The sequence below is a fragment of the Pseudoalteromonas sp. P1-26 genome (genome assembly GCF_001401795.1).
In the GTDB taxonomy this organism is placed as follows: Bacteria; Pseudomonadota; Gammaproteobacteria; order Enterobacterales; family Alteromonadaceae; genus Pseudoalteromonas.
Genome location: NZ_LKDX01000001.1, coordinates 117932 through 135087, shown reverse-complemented (window position 1 = coordinate 135087; position 17156 = coordinate 117932). Strand labels below are relative to the sequence as shown.

At 42.6% G+C, this 17156-nt stretch carries 17 protein-coding genes; 7 read left to right on the top strand and 10 right to left on the bottom strand.

The annotated features are described in order from the left end of the window. Positions 1-31: 31 nt before the first annotated feature. The gene (locus AN394_RS00670; RefSeq protein ID WP_055020563.1) at positions 32-1516 is read left to right on the top strand and encodes an FMN-binding glutamate synthase family protein; all 1485 of its coding nucleotides are present in this window, start codon (positions 32-34) and stop codon (positions 1514-1516) included. A 51-nt stretch (positions 1517-1567) separates the two neighbouring features. Here AN394_RS00670 and mtnK read toward each other — a convergent pair whose 3' ends face one another. Beyond that, complete coding sequence (gene mtnK, locus AN394_RS00665) at positions 1568-2785, bottom strand: S-methyl-5-thioribose kinase (RefSeq protein ID WP_055020562.1); 1218 nt, start codon at positions 2783-2785, stop codon at positions 1568-1570. 146 nt (positions 2786-2931) lie between these two features. On the opposite strand from mtnK, the gene mtnA reads away from it, so the two are divergent. Further along, positions 2932-3960, top strand: coding sequence for an S-methyl-5-thioribose-1-phosphate isomerase (mtnA, locus tag AN394_RS00660; RefSeq protein ID WP_055020561.1), 1029 nt, complete (start codon positions 2932-2934; stop codon positions 3958-3960). Between the two features lies 1 nt (position 3961). Here the strand turns inward: mtnA and AN394_RS00655 are convergent, their stop codons facing one another. The 5 genes from AN394_RS00655 to AN394_RS00635 all read right to left on the bottom strand — a co-directional run bounded on the left by AN394_RS00655 (position 3962) and on the right by AN394_RS00635 (position 8414). Next, the gene (locus tag AN394_RS00655) at positions 3962-6124 is read right to left on the bottom strand and encodes a winged helix-turn-helix domain-containing protein (protein WP_055020560.1); all 2163 of its coding nucleotides are present in this window, start codon (positions 6122-6124) and stop codon (positions 3962-3964) included. Positions 6125-6219: 95 nt separating this feature from the next. Further along, complete coding sequence (locus tag AN394_RS00650) at positions 6220-6561, bottom strand: gamma-glutamylcyclotransferase family protein (RefSeq protein ID WP_055020559.1); 342 nt, start codon at positions 6559-6561, stop codon at positions 6220-6222. Position 6562: 1 nt separating this feature from the next. Beyond that, entirely contained in the window at positions 6563-7105 is a 543-nt protein-coding gene (locus AN394_RS00645) for an acireductone dioxygenase (protein WP_055020558.1), read from the bottom strand. Continuing rightward, positions 7102-7788, bottom strand: coding sequence for an acireductone synthase (mtnC, locus tag AN394_RS00640; RefSeq protein WP_055020557.1), 687 nt, complete (start codon positions 7786-7788; stop codon positions 7102-7104). The genes AN394_RS00645 and mtnC overlap by 4 nt, the downstream gene beginning before the upstream one ends. Further along, a complete protein-coding gene (locus tag AN394_RS00635; protein ID WP_055020556.1) occupies positions 7785-8414 on the bottom strand; it encodes a methylthioribulose 1-phosphate dehydratase in 630 nt (209 codons plus the stop codon). Before AN394_RS00635 ends, mtnC begins: the two co-directional genes overlap by 4 nt. A gap of 99 nt (positions 8415-8513) precedes the next feature. Between AN394_RS00635 and AN394_RS00630 the strand changes: the two genes are divergently transcribed. The 3 genes from AN394_RS00630 to AN394_RS00620 all read left to right on the top strand — a co-directional run bounded on the left by AN394_RS00630 (position 8514) and on the right by AN394_RS00620 (position 11898). After that, entirely contained in the window at positions 8514-9656 is a 1143-nt protein-coding gene (locus tag AN394_RS00630) for a methionine aminotransferase (RefSeq protein WP_055020555.1), read from the top strand. Then, a complete protein-coding gene (locus AN394_RS00625; protein ID WP_054562910.1) occupies positions 9644-10417 on the top strand; it encodes an amidohydrolase in 774 nt (257 codons plus the stop codon). The genes AN394_RS00630 and AN394_RS00625 overlap by 13 nt, the downstream gene beginning before the upstream one ends. 65 nt (positions 10418-10482) lie before the next feature. Continuing rightward, positions 10483-11898, top strand: a complete 1416-nt coding sequence (locus AN394_RS00620; protein WP_200910006.1) for a mannose-1-phosphate guanylyltransferase/mannose-6-phosphate isomerase — start codon at positions 10483-10485, stop codon at positions 11896-11898. Between the two features lie 365 nt (positions 11899-12263). Here AN394_RS00620 and AN394_RS00615 read toward each other — a convergent pair whose 3' ends face one another. Then, the gene (locus AN394_RS00615; protein ID WP_055020553.1) at positions 12264-12695 is read right to left on the bottom strand and encodes a TIGR02444 family protein; all 432 of its coding nucleotides are present in this window, start codon (positions 12693-12695) and stop codon (positions 12264-12266) included. Continuing rightward, positions 12682-14601, bottom strand: coding sequence for an ATP-binding cassette domain-containing protein (locus AN394_RS00610; protein WP_054562907.1), 1920 nt, complete (start codon positions 14599-14601; stop codon positions 12682-12684). The genes AN394_RS00615 and AN394_RS00610 overlap by 14 nt, the downstream gene beginning before the upstream one ends. A gap of 129 nt (positions 14602-14730) precedes the next feature. On the opposite strand from AN394_RS00610, the gene AN394_RS00605 reads away from it, so the two are divergent. Continuing rightward, on the top strand, positions 14731-14934 hold the full coding sequence (locus AN394_RS00605; protein ID WP_054562906.1) for a YheV family putative zinc ribbon protein: 204 nt from the start codon (positions 14731-14733) through the stop codon (positions 14932-14934). 23 nt (positions 14935-14957) lie between these two features. On the opposite strand, the gene AN394_RS00600 is transcribed toward AN394_RS00605, so the two are convergent. Further along, positions 14958-15170 carry a SlyX family protein gene (locus tag AN394_RS00600; RefSeq protein ID WP_054554490.1) on the bottom strand — a complete coding sequence of 71 codons (213 nt, stop codon included), beginning with the start codon at positions 15168-15170 and terminating at the stop codon, positions 14958-14960. Beyond that, on the bottom strand, positions 15157-16155 hold the full coding sequence (locus AN394_RS00595) for a WD40 repeat domain-containing protein (protein ID WP_055020552.1): 999 nt from the start codon (positions 16153-16155) through the stop codon (positions 15157-15159). Before AN394_RS00595 ends, AN394_RS00600 begins: the two co-directional genes overlap by 14 nt. A gap of 200 nt (positions 16156-16355) precedes the next feature. Between AN394_RS00595 and fkpA the strand changes: the two genes are divergently transcribed. After that, a complete protein-coding gene (gene fkpA / locus AN394_RS00590; protein WP_054562904.1) occupies positions 16356-17111 on the top strand; it encodes an FKBP-type peptidyl-prolyl cis-trans isomerase in 756 nt (251 codons plus the stop codon). The last annotated feature ends 45 nt before the right edge of the window (positions 17112-17156 follow it).

Here is a 17156-nt window from a genome sequence, read left to right as displayed (position 1 = left end):
TGAAGGATGTCATTTCACAAAGGGGCCTTGGATGAGTGATTTTATAATTTTTAGTATCGATGTTTTTGCCAGCTTGTTTATTTTTGCACTCGGCATAGGTTTGCTTGTGATTGTGTGCTTTTACATTAGTGATGTGACGCAATCTAAGCAGGCGATTCGCCGTAATTACCCGGTGATCGGCCGCTTTCGTTATTTTTTTGAACGCCAAGGTGAATTCTTCAGACAATACTTTTTTGCCATGGATAGGGAAGAGCTACCATTTAATCGTGCTGAGCGAAGCTGGGTTTATCGTGCTGCGAAAAATGTTGACCGTACTACGGCCTTTGGTTCAACCCAGAGCCTTGAAGCAACAGGTACTGTGATGTTTATGAACTGTGCGTTTCCGACTTTAGATGAAGACGCACTCGACCCGAGCGAAGTCACGTTAGGACCTTACTGCCAAGCTCCTTATACAACAAACTCGTTATTTAATATTTCAGGTATGAGCTTTGGTGCCTTATCTAAACCCGCTGTTCGCGCACTATCGCGAGGTGCAAAGTTAGCAGGTTGTTGGATGAATACCGGTGAAGGAGGGCTCAGCCCTTACCACCTTGAAGGTGGCGCTGATATTGTGTTTCAGATTGGCACGGCAAAATATGGTGTACGAGATGAGCACGGTAAATTAAGCACCGAAAAACTCAAAGCGATTGCTGAGCACGAACAAGTTAAAATGTTCGAAATTAAAATGAGTCAAGGCGCTAAACCCGGTAAAGGGGGGATGTTACCAGGGCGCAAAGTGACTGCTGAAATTGCAAAAATTCGGGGTATTCCTGAAGGGCATGACTCGATTAGTCCAAATGGTCATCCAGAGATTAAATGCCCAGCAGATTTACTCGATATGATTGAAACGGTACGCAGTACCACAGGTAAACCAACTGGTTTTAAAGCGGTGATTGGTGAATACACTTGGCTCGAAACCTTGTTCAGCGAAATTAATAATCGTGGTATTGAATCTGCCCCTGACTTTATCACTATTGATAGTGCCGACGGTGGCACGGGCGCTGCCCCTCAACCCTTGATGGATTCAGTTGGTTTACCGCTACGAGAGAGCCTGCCTTTGGTTGTTGATCTGCTAAAAAAACATGGTCTCAGAGAGCGAGTGAAAGTGATTGCATCGGGTAAGCTAATCGTACCGTCAAAAGTGGCTTGGGCATTGGCGCTAGGGGCTGATTTTATTGTGTCGGCGCGTGGTCATATGTTTTCGCTTGGTTGTATTCAGGCTCTACAATGTAATAAAGATACCTGCCCGACCGGTATTACGACTCATAATGAACGCTTACAGCGAGGCCTTGATGTGACCGATAAGGCACAACGAGTCGCCAATTATAATAAGTTTATTCATTATGGTGCAGGGCTGATTGCTCACTCATGTGGTGTATCAAGTGCTCGCGAGTTAGCTCGCCAGCATGTGCGAGTAGTACAAGAAAATGGTTTATCAGAGCCGCTCGATAAAATGTATGAGCACTACAATAAATAATCTAGTTGAATAATTAAAAGGCGCATTGAGCGCCTTTTTACTTTTTGACTATCAGTTTAATAAACTGATTAATAAAGAAAAGAACTCGTCTTTATTGTTACAGCTTGTGGCATTGAGCATCAGTTGCTCGCCAAGTACGAGCGTTTGCTGTTGTACTGCTAAACGAGCTTGTGCATCTTCAATACCGTCTATATCTGCAACATGGGCTAAACCAATAGTACGGCGAATAAGTTCAGCGCCACAGTAGCCAATCGCATCACGCAATACGTGTTGTAAGTAATCTTCGCTAAAGGCGCGGTTTGCAAAGCTAATATCAGTTGCTTCGCTGCTTGCTAGGTTTAACCAATTTTGCTCAAATTGGCTATAACAGTCTTGTAAGCAGGTTAATAAATGGGTTTGATACTGGCGGCGTTTTGCTTGCTCTGTAATACGGGCGTTTTGGGCACAGTAATTTAGTAGCAAGTTACCCATAAATGAGCCGATATCAAAGCCAACAGGGCCAAAAAAGCCGAACTCTGGGTCGATCATTTTAGTGGTTTTGCTATCAACAAAAATGCTGCCACTATGCATATCGCCATGCAATAAAGTTTGCGGGCATGATAAGAACTTAGCTTTTAATTTCGCTGCGGCCAGTTTTAAAGCATCATTATTTCGAATACTTTCGACGTGCTCATTAAGCTCTGTTGGGAAATTATTGCGCTCATGCTCAATGTACGGATCAGTAAAGAATAAGTCTTCTGTGATCTTACATAAATCAGGATTAATAAATTGACTGACTTTGGCTTTTTTATCTTCAGCAGATAAGTAAAAGTCTGAGTTATAAAAGCCTGTTCGGCTTAAGTAGAGCGCAACATGACTGGCCAATAATGGAAATTGCTCTGCGTTGATTTGTGCGCCACGTAAAATTTGTAACTCACCTAAATCTTCTAACACGGTTAATGCCAGCTCTACATTGTGATGCAATATCGCCACGGTATGCTCTGGGCATAACTTACCATGATTAATCAATACTTCGGCTTCGATTCTGGCGCGGTCTAACGATAATGGCCATGACTCACCTACGCAGCGGGCATAAGGGAGTGCTTGCTTTAGAATTACACTGTTGTTGTGCTGATCAGCAACCCGAAAAACTAAGTTTAAGTTTCCGTCTCCAAACTCGTATGCAGTCAGTGCTGCATCAGCAGGGAAGACTGAAATTAGTTCATTTTTAACAAGTTCTTTAATGTAATCAACAGCATGCTCTGCATTAAAGGCAGTGTATTTAGCCATGGCTCTATCTCGTAATACAATTAACTTTGAGCATTCTATACCTTGTAAGCGTTTAGATGTCCATACATCTAGCTTGTTAGTTATCAAAACTGATGTAAAATAACTATTCACTTAAATTAGTTATTCATTAGTTATTCGGATTCAGTATGCAAGATCTCATCGCCAGCAGTATTAAATATCAGCAAGGTACGCTAACCGTGCTTGATCAGTATTTATTGCCACATCAACAGCATTGGCATGTATGTAACGATGTTGAAACGATGAAAGATTTGATTCTGACTTTGAAAATCCGGGGCGCACCTTTAATCGGCTTAGGTGCGAGCTTATTGGTTTCACACCTAGCTGAGCAAGGCATGAGTCAATCAGCACTTGCGGTTGCTATAGATGAGCTTGAAGCGACACGCCCAACAGCGGTAAACCTTATGCACTGCATGGCCAAGTTACGCGTAGCGCTAACAGAGACTGATTATGTTGCAGCTGTTGTCTCTACTGCTGAGCAGTTATTTAAAGAAGATATTGCCCTTTGCGATAGCATGGCAGAACGTGGTGCGGCTTTGGTAAATAAGGGAGATAACATTTTAACGCACTGTAATACTGGTGCGTTAGCGACTGCAGGTGTCGGCACTGCATTAGGGGTTATTTATAAAGCTCAGCAACGCCATGGTGATATTCATGTTTGGGTTGATGAAACACGACCGCTACTGCAAGGCGGTCGTTTAACGGCTTTTGAGCTTGAGCGCTGGCAAATTCCTTATACCTTGATTTGCGATAACATGGCGGCGAGTTTAATGGCTGCGGGCAAAGTAGATAAAATCTTTGTAGGTGCAGACCGTATTGCTGCAAATGGTGATTTTGCCAATAAAGTCGGCACTTATAACCTTGCTGTGTTAGCGCATTTCCATAACATTCCATTTTATGTCGTTGCGCCACTTACTACACTTGATACACAAACGGTGTGTGGTGCAGATATCGAAATTGAGCAACGCAGACCCAACGAAGTGCGAGGTGTTAGTGGTAGTTTTGGTGAAGCAATGTGGGCACCGACTAACGCAAAGGTTTATAACCCGGCATTTGATGTGACACCGGCGAGCCTAGTCACAGGCTGGGTGCTCGATAGCGGAGTTTATAACCAGTCCGATATCGAGCAAGGTATTCTAAAACAGTTAAAGTCGTAAATTACTCTGCGCTTTTTTTAGTGTAGAGCTCAATGCTATTTTGATTGTTGGCAGTTAAGAAGGTCACTGCCAGCTTGTCGTTTTTAGCATTAAGGCGCGATATATAGTGAGAAGGCTTCATTTGAAGTACTGACTCAACGCCCTGCATTGTGGCTAAATTAATGCTGAAAACTTCAGTATCAGTGGCGATATACAAACTATGTAGGTTACTTGCCATCGACACAATAGAAGGCTTTAACTCAGTTAGTTTATCTGGTGTAGTCAGCTCACTATAGGTGTTGTTATCGCTGTCTAAAAGCAGGTATTTATCGTATTTAGAATGCACAATCAGCTGTGTATCGTCATACCATGCAATAGCTAGGGGTGTATCTATAGTGCTTTTAATCACTTCATCGCTGTTGGTGTGAAGAATCATTATTTGATTTAGCTGATTGCTAAGATCGGTATATAGCACGGCAATCTTGTTACCCCTTATAGCTGCCAGCTTGGTACTACCAGGAAGTGTCCAGTGCTTAATTTCTGAGAAATCAGCAGCATTTAATAATGTTAATTGCTGATTGGTTTTATTAAAGCTAACAAGTCGGCTACTGTCACTATTTGCTGCAATTACTGAACTATCTTCACCAATTTTGCCAGTGATATTGATGTATTGGTTTGTTTTTCTGAGCCAGTGTTGTCGTTCTGAAAACTCAAAGTCAGAGAAGTAAACATCATTATTGGCTAATGCGACTAAGTCGTCTTCATGCTTATTCGCTGTGGCGATGTAACTCATTGTTTTTGAATTAAGGTCAAAGACTGCGGCATCTTTATCGTGAAGGTCAGTACTGATCAACACACTTTCTTTGCTTAAAGGGTAAGCATAATTTGCTCGTTTTACTGGCGCTGTTATAGCGGGTTGTCGACTCATACTATCAAAAGAGAACGATTCAATAGTTGAGGTGCCGCGGCTATACCAAATTAGTGAGTTGGTCTGCTCATCATATGTTGCTACCCATGCACGGTAATCGTTGGTAGTTAAAAGCTTTAGCGAGCTGCCATCTAAATTCGCCATGTATATCTCTACTTGGCCAACATTATGGCGCTCAAAGATGATGCGGCTCGGGTTTTTTATAGTTGTTAAAATAAAGTCCCCAGTGCCAGTGATATTGGGTGTGCTAATGCGAATTTCTTCACCGGTTTTTAAATCTTGTGCATATAAAGCATATAAATGAGTTAAGCCACGGTAATTATTACGCCTTGAAATTGCGACATCACCAACTTCAATGTACTGACTTGGCTGAGAATTAAGTAAAGATTGGTTGATACGTGGCTTTATTAACGCTTCACTTGATAACAGGTTGCTTGCTTGCCAAGTGATGCAATCGCTGTAGTCTTTGTTTTCACAAGAGCCGTAAAATAATCGCTCTCCATCCTCAGACCAACCCTGTAAAAAGATATTGCCAGAGGCAATCACGTATTCTTTTTTAGTGGTTAGGTCGACGACAAAAAGACTTTGACCATCATTTTCTAGAATATAAGCAAGCTTAGTTTTGTCATGGCTTAGCATCAAACGATAGTGAGAGCCTTTATGCCATGAAATGGTTTCAGCTTGTAGGTCTAAAAATGGCGCGTCGTTTTGTACTTCATCATTTGCTTTAGGCTGTTGTGAAAATAACCAAATAGCAGTAATCAATAAACCAAGCACTAACGCTGCAAAAGGCCATGGCCAGCGTGAAGAATGCGCTTTTTGTTCATTAATGGCCGTAGGTTTAACTTGAGTATCAGCGTCTTTATCTACTGTTATTACATTTTCTGTTTTTAGCGGCTCTGTACTCACAGTGTGATCAAGAGGCTTAACTTCAATAAATAGGCTATAACCTTTGCGATAATGGGTTTTAATGGTTTGCCCGGGCTGTTTTTCTGATTTAAGAGTTTTTCTTAGTTCAGAGATGGCACGGTTAATGGCATTGTCATCAACAAAGCTTTGTTGCCAAATATTTTCTACCAGCTCTTGGCGAGTGATAATGCGATCATTATGCTCAATAAAGAAACACAGTAATTTAAATAATAAAGGTTCTAGTTCACGCTTATGAGTGCCATCGCTGATGGTTTGCTGCTGAGTGTTAAGTTGCCACTCACCCACATAAATAACGGTATCGCGTAAGGGTGAAAATGCCGACCCCATGTTTAGTCCTTTAGCAAATAATTAGTACTTATTAATGGGGAGGATAATAGCAGCTTTTGTTCTTAATTTGGGTCTTTTTGTTTTATATTTGTAAATTAAAGGCTGTTTTTTGCAACATATAGCCAAGCTTGGTTGTTACATTGGAATGTTTCTGCAATTCGCTGATAATCATCTACTTCGTAAGTATCTGCCTGAGCAAGCTCTTGTTCGGTGATTAAATAGATAGTGCCATTAACAATATCAGTTTGTTTGCCTGTTTTGATTAAAGCCGGGTGAAAACGTTGACCACTACTTTTAAGTACGGCTTCGTCGGTGATCTCGACTTCACCAATGACATACCCAGTTAGCGTAGCAGGTTGACCTTCGAGCAAACGCCCGAAGGTATCAAGCTGAACCTGCGGGTACTGTAAGGTACCGTACGAGAATAGTTTTTCCATGTTAGTCCAGCAGTGGGAAGTTGGTAGCAATAGTTGACTCAGTGCTTTTAGCGACCCAACCTTCGGTATTATTGAATAAGCGAATTGCAGTAAATTCAGGGTCGTTGCCCATATCAAACCAATGTGGGGTAAGTTCTGGTACTGAAATTAGGTCGCCCTGTTGGCAAAGCACTTGATACACTTTGTCGCCTAAGTGTAAGCAGAATAAGCCTTGGCCTTTCACAAAAAAACGAACTTCATCTTCGCTATGTGTATGTTCAAACAAGAACTTACTGCGTAGTTCGCTGGCATTTGGATTACCCTTAGCAAGCGAAATAACATCCACTGTTTGATAGCCGCCTTCAGCTTTTAAGCGCTCTATATCTTTAGCATAAGCAGTTAAAATAGCGCCATGACTGGTCTCTTGGTCAATCTGTGCCGTTGCTTGCCACTGCTCAAAGCGAACGCCAACCGCATTCAGCTCACTCGCAATCGCGCTTAAGTCTTCACTATGAAACAGTATGTCGTTTGCGTTGTTATCGTTATAAATAGTTAATTGACTCATGCTAACAGCTCCGCGCTAAATTCCGAAAAGTCGTTGATATATGGGTGAGCATCACTTACCGCTTGGCCATCGCGAACAAGGTGCAAAGTTCTAAGGCCTGCTGCTTTGGCAGCATCAAGCTCTGCCACCACATCGCTTAAAAACAATACTTCGGCAGCGTCAAATGGCAGCTCGGCGATAATATTCTCATAAGAGCTTTGCTGTTGTTTTGCACCGACTTTAGTGTCGAAGTAATCACTAAATAAAGGTCTAACATCACCGTAGTCAGAAAACTCAAAAATCAGGTGTTGGGCTTTTACTGAGCCTGATGAGTAGACATATAAACTTTTACCAGCATGCTTTTGGGCTTGTAAAAAGTCATAAGCATCTGGGTAAAGGTGGCCAGTAAAATCACCACTTTCGTAGCCCGTTTGCCAAATTAACCCTTGCAACTGCTTGAGTGGGGTAATTTTTTGATCTGTTTCAATCCAATGAATTAAATGTTTAATGACCGTGTCGATATCGGCTTCGGGTTGTTCAATATGTGCTTTAACGGCCTCAATTTGGGCTGCTACTTCTGGGTCGCTTTGATGTGACTTTACAAACTCAGGTAATTGCCCTGCCGCGTAAGGAAATAATACGTCTTTAACAAAAGAAATGCGGGTAATTGTGCCTTCAATATCGGTTAAAATTGCTTTGATCATGGCTGAACTCCAGCTTGAATACCTTCTAGTTTTAGGCGCTCAAGCTCACAGCTAAATAGAAACTCTAATCCTTCTAAATGGCGAAGTACTTCTTTGATATCTCGACCAACGACATATAAACCATGGCCACGAATTAATACAGCATGCTCAATAGGCGTGTGAAGGTGATGATCACTGACCAGTAAGCTTAAACGGTCAATGTCTTGGTCATTATCAAAAATAGGAATAGTTAAGGTATCTAAGTGCGATTTGACACCGCTTAAAGATTTTTGCATTTCGTAGCCATGCAAATTGATAGCGTGGCCTTTGATCACGCGAGATAACACGGTTGCCGCAACAGAATGAGTGTGCAAAACAAATTTAGCTGATGGGATCAGCTTATACATATTTAAATGTAGCTCAGTTTCAGCTGATGGATTGCCAGAGCCTTTAGTACGATTGCCTTCATGATCAAATTCAATAAATGCATGAGTGCCGAGTTGACCTTTATCGAAACCACTTGCTGTGACGACATAACCGCTTGCAGTGCGGGCTGAAAAGTTACCACCAGTAGCAGGGACCCAGCCACGTTGGCTTACCCATTTACCAGCTTCAATTAGTTCTGAAATAGCGGTATTGTTATGCATATATTCCTCGACATTCTAAAAGTTATTTAGACGGCTATACATCTGTTTTAAGCAATGATAGCATCGCTTCGGGCGCAAAACCATCTTTAAGGAACCTCTGTGTTTGAAAGTAAATTGCCGAATTTAGGCACCAGTATTTTTAGTCAAATGACCGCTTTAGCAAATAAGCACCAAGCGCTTAATTTATCTCAGGGTTTTCCTGAATTTGATGCGCCAGAATTACTAAAAAAACAGCTCAATCATTATGTACTTGAGGGGGTAAATCAATATGCGCCTTCAAGTGGGGTTGCAAAGCTACAACAGCAAATAGCGGCTTTGATAGCTAGAAAATACCATAACAACATAAATTACGAGCAACAAGTTACTGTCACTTCAGGGGCAACAGAGGCATTATTCGTAGCAATTCAAGCGCTTGTTAAAGAGGGTGATGAAGTTGTGGTATTTGACCCCGCGTATGACTCGTATCAACCGGCAATTGAGCTTGCTGGCGGTCGCTCAGTTCATGTTGCTTTGCATGCGCCAGACTACAAAATCGATTGGCAAGCTGTAGCCGATGTTATAACAGACAAAACACGTGTCATCATCATCAACACGCCACATAACCCAAGCGGTAAAATCTTTAAAACAGAAGATATTAATGCCCTTAAAGCGCTTGTTACTAAGCATGATTTATTTGTAATTAGCGATGAAGTGTATGAGCACATTACCTTTGATGGCGCTTTGCATTTAAGTGCGCTGACCGACCCTGAGTTATTTGCACGCAGTTTTGTGATCTCAAGCTTTGGCAAAACCTTTCACAGCACCGGCTGGAAGATGGGCTATTGTGTTGCACCTGCTCAGCTCATGGTGGAGTTTCGTAAAATTCACCAATATGTGACTTTTTCAAGCTTTACGCCTGCCCAGCATGCACTAGCTGATATGCTCGAGTTAGAGCCAGAACATGTTGATGAACTTAGTTGCTTTTATCAACAAAAGCGCGACTTGCTCAGCGAAGCACTAGCGCAAAGCCGTTTTAAAATATTACCAAGTGAAGGCACCTACTTTTTATTACTCGATTACAGTGATGTGTCTGATCTTGATGATGTTGAGTTTTGCCATTGGTTGGTCGAGCAAGCGGGTGTTGCAGCTGTACCACTCAGTGTGTTTTATAACAGCGCAAGCAGCGACAAAGTGATTCGTTTATGTTTTGCAAAAAATAATGACACATTAAAACGTGCCGCGGAGATTTTATGCCAACTTTAACCTTAGCTTTAGTGCAGTCATCACTGCATTGGCTTGATAAAAGCGCCAACCTTGCGCACTTTGCAGAGCAGCTTAACAGTTTTAACGAGCAGGTTGATTTAATTGTCTTGCCAGAAACATTTGCCACGGGTTTTGCGATTAATCTAGATTGCAGCGAACCAGAACAAGGCGAGGTACTTAGCTGGTTAAAAGCCACAGCTAAGCAAAAAAATGCTGTGGTTGCAGGCTCTGTTTTAGTTGCAAAAGGCGACAAAAAGGCTAATCGCTTTTATTGGGTTTGGCCAAATGGCGAAGTGAAGTATTACGACAAACGCCATTTATTCTGTTTAGGTAACGAAGGCAATTTCGTCGCAGCAGGCGAGCAGCGCGAGATATTCGCTATCAATGATTTTCGTATTTTACCGCAAGTGTGTTACGACTTACGCTTTCCTGTATTTCAGCGTAATTGCAACGACTACGATGTGATGATCAACGTAGCTAATTGGCCAGCTGCTCGTCGCCATGTATGGGATACCCTTCTAAAAGCACGCGCAATGGAAAACCTTTGTTATGTCGTGGGTGTGAATCGCATTGGTGCTGATGGTAATAATGTTGCCCACAGTGGTGGTACTGCCGTTTATGATTTTAAAGGCGACACCTTGGCGAAGCTTGAAGATGACCAATCGGGCATCATTATTCAGCGCTTAGAAAAATCACCGCTTGATGACTTTCGAAGAGCGTTTCCTGCTCACTTAGATGCTGATCAATTTCAGTTACTGTAATTGCTCGAAGCCGCATACTCAAAAATTTGTTAAACTCATGGTTGGATTATTTACTATAAGCAATCATGAGTCGCAAAATCACCCCCGTTATTCTTGCTGGTGGCATAGGTTCTCGTTTATGGCCTTTGTCGCGTAAAGCGATGCCTAAGCAGTTTTTATCTTTACTAAGCGAAAAATCACTGTTACAGAGCACGCTTTTACGAGTGGCTGACTCACGATTTAATGCGCCAATTTTAGTGTGCAATGAAGAGCATCGCTTTATCGCTAAAGCGCAAGTTGCAGAAATCACAGATAGCTATACTTTATTGCTTGAACCTGAAGGTAAAAATACCGCGCCAGCGATTGCCTTGGCCGCTGAATTTGCATTGCAAAATGGTCTAACCGATCCCTTACTAGTCATGCCTGCTGATCACCATATCAGTGATTTTGATAAGCTTATTGCCTGCTTAGATAATGCGATAGCGCTTTGTCAGCAACAACAATTAGTAACCTTTGCTATTACTCCCACTGAGCCACATACCGGCTATGGTTATATTCGCCAAGGCGAGCCATTAGCCCATGAAGGTTGTTTTAAGGTGGCTGAGTTCAAAGAAAAACCAGCCCTGCAATTAGCCGAAAAATACCTTGCCAGTGGTGAGTATGGCTGGAATAGCGGCATGTTTTTATTTTTACCAGATGTGTACTTAAACGAGCTTAATCGTTTTGCGCCAAAGATTGCTAACAGTATCGCAAAAGCGGCAAGCTTCACCGCAGATTTAGGTTTTCAACGGCCTGTTGCGGATGCGCTCACAGCATGCCCAAGTGATTCTATTGATTATGCTATTTTGGAGCGTAGCGCTAACGTTGCTGTTATTCCTGTTGATTTGAATTGGAGCGATGTTGGCAGCTTTTCAGCATTGTCGAAAATCGCAGAAAAAGACCAGCATGGCAATTATTTAGCTTCGCAAGGGGTGAGCTTAGATAGCGAGAATAATCTACTTATAAGTGAAGCTGACCACACTATCGCGGCGCTCGGCGTGAGTAATAAAGCAATTATACATACTCATGATGCCACCTTAGTGGCAGACAAAAGTGCGCTCGATAAGCTCCCTGATTTACTTAAACAGCTTGCTGTTGTCGATAACGATAAACTAACCCACCATCAAGCCGTATTCAGACCTTGGGGCAACTATCGAACTTTAATTGAAAGCACTGGCTTTAAAGTAAAGAAAATCATCGTAAACAGCGGCGCAAAACTCTCAACTCAACGACATCAGCACCGTGCAGAGCATTGGGTTGTTGTTTCTGGAGTGGCAAGTGTGCGAGTAGGCGATGACGAATTTGAATTAACAGCTGATCAATCTTGTTATATTGCAGCTAAGCAATTGCACAGCCTTGCTAATCAACAAAACACGCCACTGATCGTTATCGAAGTACAAACCGGAGCGATACTTGATGAAACTGACATCGAGCGATTTGATGATAGATATGGAAGGGAGTAGACATAGCTATCAGCTTTCAGCCGTCATACATCAGTTGAGCGTTAGAGTTGTTGAGTGCAGTGTCTTACTCAGCATTCACTCTGTTCATTCTTTGAGTAGGTTGGTTTGAGCGGAGCGAAACCCAACGTAAGCGGAGCTATCAGCTTTCAGCTTTCAGACGTCAGATAAGATCGATGAGGTTGTTAAGTGCGGTGTCTTACTCAGAAATAAAATACCGTAGGAGGCACTTTAGTGCCGAATTAGAACCATTCTCACAATTAGGCTTGACCTAGACTCTTTAAACTTTACTCTCGCTAACTCGCTAACTCGCTAACTCGCTAACTCGCTAACTCGCTAACTCGCTAACTCGCTAACTCGCTAACTCGCTAACTCGCTAACTCAGTACCGACATAAAGCCTTATATTTTCAGCATTTGTGTACTGAGTGAATACCATCGTATTCGCTGTGTTTATCAGTAATTGTTGCTGTTGTTTTTCTAGCTTTAGTTCTGCGCTAAGTAGCTCTTTGCGGATGGTAGGGTAGTCTGAAATCTCGTTTTGAATAGTTTTCAGGTAGGCGCGTGTGGCTCGTAGGGGCTGTAAAGCTTGTTGGTCAAACTCGGCAATGCACGACTCAAGCTCACTCAGTTGAAAGGGTGTTACAGCCAGCTCTAAAGAATCAAGATAATAAAGCAGCAGGCAAAGGTTAACATTTTTGCCTTGCTGGTCTTGATAGCCTAGTAGCTTTGCTTGCATGCCGTCTTTACTGTAAAGCTTGCATGCAAACTGCCAAAACTGTTCGCTGTTAAGCGGTTTCATCGGCAAAGGCCTGCTCTTTTTCTTCAAGTTCTTCAAGTGCTATGAGTAGCTCTTCTTCAACGTCATTAAGCTTGGGTGTTAAGCTTGCTTGCTTAGCGAGTAGCTCTGTCAGTTTGGCTTTATTTTCATCATTGTATAAGTCATTGTCGGCAAGTGCGTTTTCGATTTCACCAAGCTCTGTAGAGTACTTATCAAGTTGCTTTTCAAGCTTTTCGATTTGCTTTTTCAACGGCTGCACTGACTTTCTGAACTCAGCTTCTAAGCGCTTTTGCTCTTTGCGGTTAACGCTTGAATGGGCTTTAGGGGCATTATCTTCAGGGCTTTTAGCAGCTTCTTTATTGGCATTCAGTAGCCATTGGTAATAGGCATCAAGGTCATAACCAAATTGTGTTACTTCGCCGTTATCAACGAGGTAATACTCATCAGCGGTATTTTTAAGCATATGACGGTCGTGCGATACGGTAACCATAGCGCCTTCAAAGCCTTGCAGCGCCATAACTAAAGCATGGCGCATTTCTAAATCTAGGTGGTTAGTCGGCTCATCCAGTAACAGTAGGTTTGGCTTTTGATACACCAGCATAGCTAGCACTAAACGGGCTTTTTCACCGCCAGAAAATGGCGCAACTGGCTCAAGAGCTTTATCGCCAAAGAACGCAAAGCCACCTAAAAAGTCACGCAGTGATTGCTCTGGAGCTTGCGGATTTAAACGTTGTAAATGGGTAACCGCGCTGGCTTTTAAATCAAGTGACTCAAGTTGATGCTGCGCAAAGTAACCAATATTTAAGCCCTGATGCTGAAATACTTCACCTGCTTGAGGTTGTAAATCGCCAGCTAATAACTTAATCAGTGTTGATTTACCCGCACCATTTCGGCCAAGCAGCGCAATACGGCTACCCGGCACAAGGTTTAGCTTGATGCTGTGTAAAATTGTGGTGTCGCCATAGCCTGCTTTGGCTTGGTCGAGAGTCATTAACGGGTTTGGCAGCGCTGTAGGCTCGGCAAATTCAAAATCAAAGGGTGAGTCAACATGGGCTGGGGCCAGCTTTTCCATACGCTCTAGGGCTTTTACGCGGCTTTGTGCTTGCTTAGCCTTACTGGCTTTTGCTTTGAAGCGTGTAATGAATTTTTCTAGATGAGCAATTTGTTCTTGTTGCTTTTCGAACATCGCTTGTTGTTGTAATAAGCGCTCTGCTTTTTGGCGTTCGAATTGCGAGTAATTGCCTTTATAAACATTTATTTTTTGTGCGTCTATGTGCCAAATTTGGTCAACAACGGCATCTAAGAACTCTCGGTCATGGGAAATAAGCACTAGCGTGCCTGTGTAGGCACGTAAAAAGCGTTCTAACCAGTAAACAGCATCGAGATCTAAGTGGTTGGTTGGCTCATCCAACAGTAATAAATCGGCATCACGAATAAGTGCTTGTGCTAAGTTTAAGCGCATACGCCAACCACCAGAAAAGGCGCTCACTGGGTTGTCTATTTGCTCATTACTAAAACCTAAACCGTGTAATAGCTCTCCTGCTTTTGCCTCAATGCTATAGCCTTGAATATGTTCTAGGCCAATATGTGCTTTTGCTTGCGCATCGCCGTCGTTATTTTGCTCAGCTTCGCGTAGTGCAATTCTTAGCGCGTAATATTCAGGGTGACCTTGTAATACATAATCTAGAGCGCTGATTTCGAGCGCGGGTGTTTCTTGCTTCACAGAAGCAATTGACCAGTCTTTAGGAATTTGGCATTCACCGGCATCGAGTTGCAATTCAGACTTTAATAGCGCGAACAGCGTTGATTTACCACAGCCATTAGCGCCCACAAGGCCGACTTTATGTTCTGGGAATAAGGTTGCAGAAGCCCCTTTAAGTAAGGCGTTACCACCACGTAGAAGTTCGATGTCTGAAATTTGGATCATGAATGTTTACTTGCACAGCACTGATTTAATTGTCGCTATCATAACACGGATCACATTAGCCTTCGCAATCGTATCAAACAGAGAATTATTAGGCTAAAATAGCCGCCTACATGCCACGGGAGATCATCTATGAGACAAAAGAAACGCTTTATTGCTGGCGCATCATGCCCTGAGTGTAAGGCCATGGATACCATGATGCTTTATAAAGAACATGATGTGGAAAAAGTGGAGTGCGTACAGTGTGGCCACAAAATGACGCAACCAGAGCAGGCAGTGCAAGCCTCAACACGCCAATTTGAGCAAGTGATTGGTGTATTTAAGCCGGGCGATTAATTCCCGGCTCTATCACTACCTAATTAATAGTGCGGCGGTGGCGGCTCTTGCATTTGTGACATTAAAGATGGCTGCTGTGCTTCTTTAATCTTTTCTGCAAGTAACTCTGTCTGGCGTTTCATTTTAGCCAGCTGCTGTTGGTGCGCTTTAAGCTCATCGTTTAATATTTCAATTGTTTCATCTTGAAAAGCGACTTTCGCTTCAAGTTCCATTAGACGATCTTCAATTGTATTCATTTGATTCTCTTAGATTAAAACTTTCAGCGAATCCGCTGGAGCTTTCGGTTAATAACGCTTGGTTGTTATCAGTAAACGCAACATCTAACACCACGGCTGATTTCGGGCGGCTTCCTTCTCGAGGAATCACTTGCCACGTTTGTAATTTTTTACCCGACTCTAGCTGCCATAAATCAACCAATCGATTGGGTGAACCTGTGGCAATTAAAGTGCCTTCATCGTTAAAACGGACGGCGGTAAAAATTTTCTGACGCGCAATATACGCCAGTTTGCTAACAAGATCACCTGTAGTCAGTTGCCATACATTTGCTTGCTTCATACTGTCTGCGGTAAATGCGTAACGACCTTGTGGATCAAGGGTGACTTGAGTAACGCGACTTGGGTGATTAAAGCGGTGGATCACTTGCCCTGTGCGAGTATCCCAAAAGTAAGCAACATAATCATTTGAGCCGCTAATGGCGTAGTGACCGTTAGGTGATAGATCAACAACATTGACTTTTTCTTGGTGGCCAAGGAACTCTATGCGCCTGCCACTCTCTAAGTCGAGGTAAACGACTACACCATCGGCGCGACCATATAATACACTGCGCCCTTGGTTACTTATCGCGATATCTCGAATTGTTGAGGCGTGTATTTTGTAATAACCCGTGTTGTTGCCCGTGGCAATGTCCCACACTGCAAAGGTGGACTTCTCAGCGGTAACTGCATGGCTATTGTCGAACGAGATAGCAACAGTATGAACTAGGCTATCTTGATTTTGTTGTTGGAACCATTGGTATTTTAGCACCTGTTGTTGATTATCCCACAGTGCGACCCCATGGTGTATTGATGAGATTAAGCTGTATTTACCATCGTGCGACAGCGCGGAGGCGAAGGCGCCTTTAGCCGCATGCTCATAGCGTGCAGTTGATTGCTCATGTTGCTCAGAGCAGGCTACAACTAAGCAAAGGCTGAGCAGATACAAAAAAGTACGAAATATCGACATATTACGAGTATTTCCCCTTAACTCTTAGTGATTGAGAGGTTAGACTAGGTCTCGTTGAAGGCCTAGGTTGTTAGTCTAATCGCTGATCATGCATAGGCATGACGTTAGTTATTAGACAAGCAGCCTACCATGTAGGTCGTTAATCTTTAACTAGTAATAATACAATAATTGACAACTGCAAAGTGTGTCGGAGATATAAAATGAGAAAGACGATTAAATTGTCATTGATTGCAGCGTCAGTTTTAGCGCTTACAGCTTGTAATCAGGAAGCAAAAAAAGAACAGCAAGCTGAAGTTAAACTAGAGACTGAAGCTCAACAACAAGCATACGGTATTGGTGCATCTGTTGGTAATTTCTTAAACCAAGACCTTGCTGATAAAAAAGCGCTAGGTGTTGAACTAGACGAAGCACTTCTTAAGCGTGGTTTTGAAGACGCACTAGCGGGTAACGCTAAACTTGATGACGAAAAAATTCGTGAAGTGTTAACTGCACTTGATCAAAGCATTCGCACTAAACAACAAGAAAAAGCGAAAGTAGAATCTGAAAAGAGCAAAGCTGAAGGCGAAAAATACCTAGCTGAAAACGCGAAGAAAGAAGGCGTTACAGTAACTGAATCTGGCCTACAGTACGAAGTGATCACTGAAGGTGAAGGCGAAAAGCCAGTAGCAACTGACGTTGTTAAAGTTCACTACAAAGGCACTTTATTAGACGGTACTGAGTTCGATAGCTCTTACTCACGTAATGAGCCAACTACTTTCCCACTTAATCGTGTGATCCCAGGTTGGACTGAAGGTTTACAATTAATGCCAGTTGGCTCTAAGTACAAGTTCACTATTCCATCTGAACTTGCATACGGTGAGCGTGATCTTGGTAAGATCCCTGCAAACTCAACGCTTGTTTTCGAAGTAGAATTACTTGAAATCCAAAGCGATGACAAAGCTGTACCAGCTGAGTAATATTTAACTCAATAAAAAGGGCTTTTTAGCCCTTTTTTTATGCGC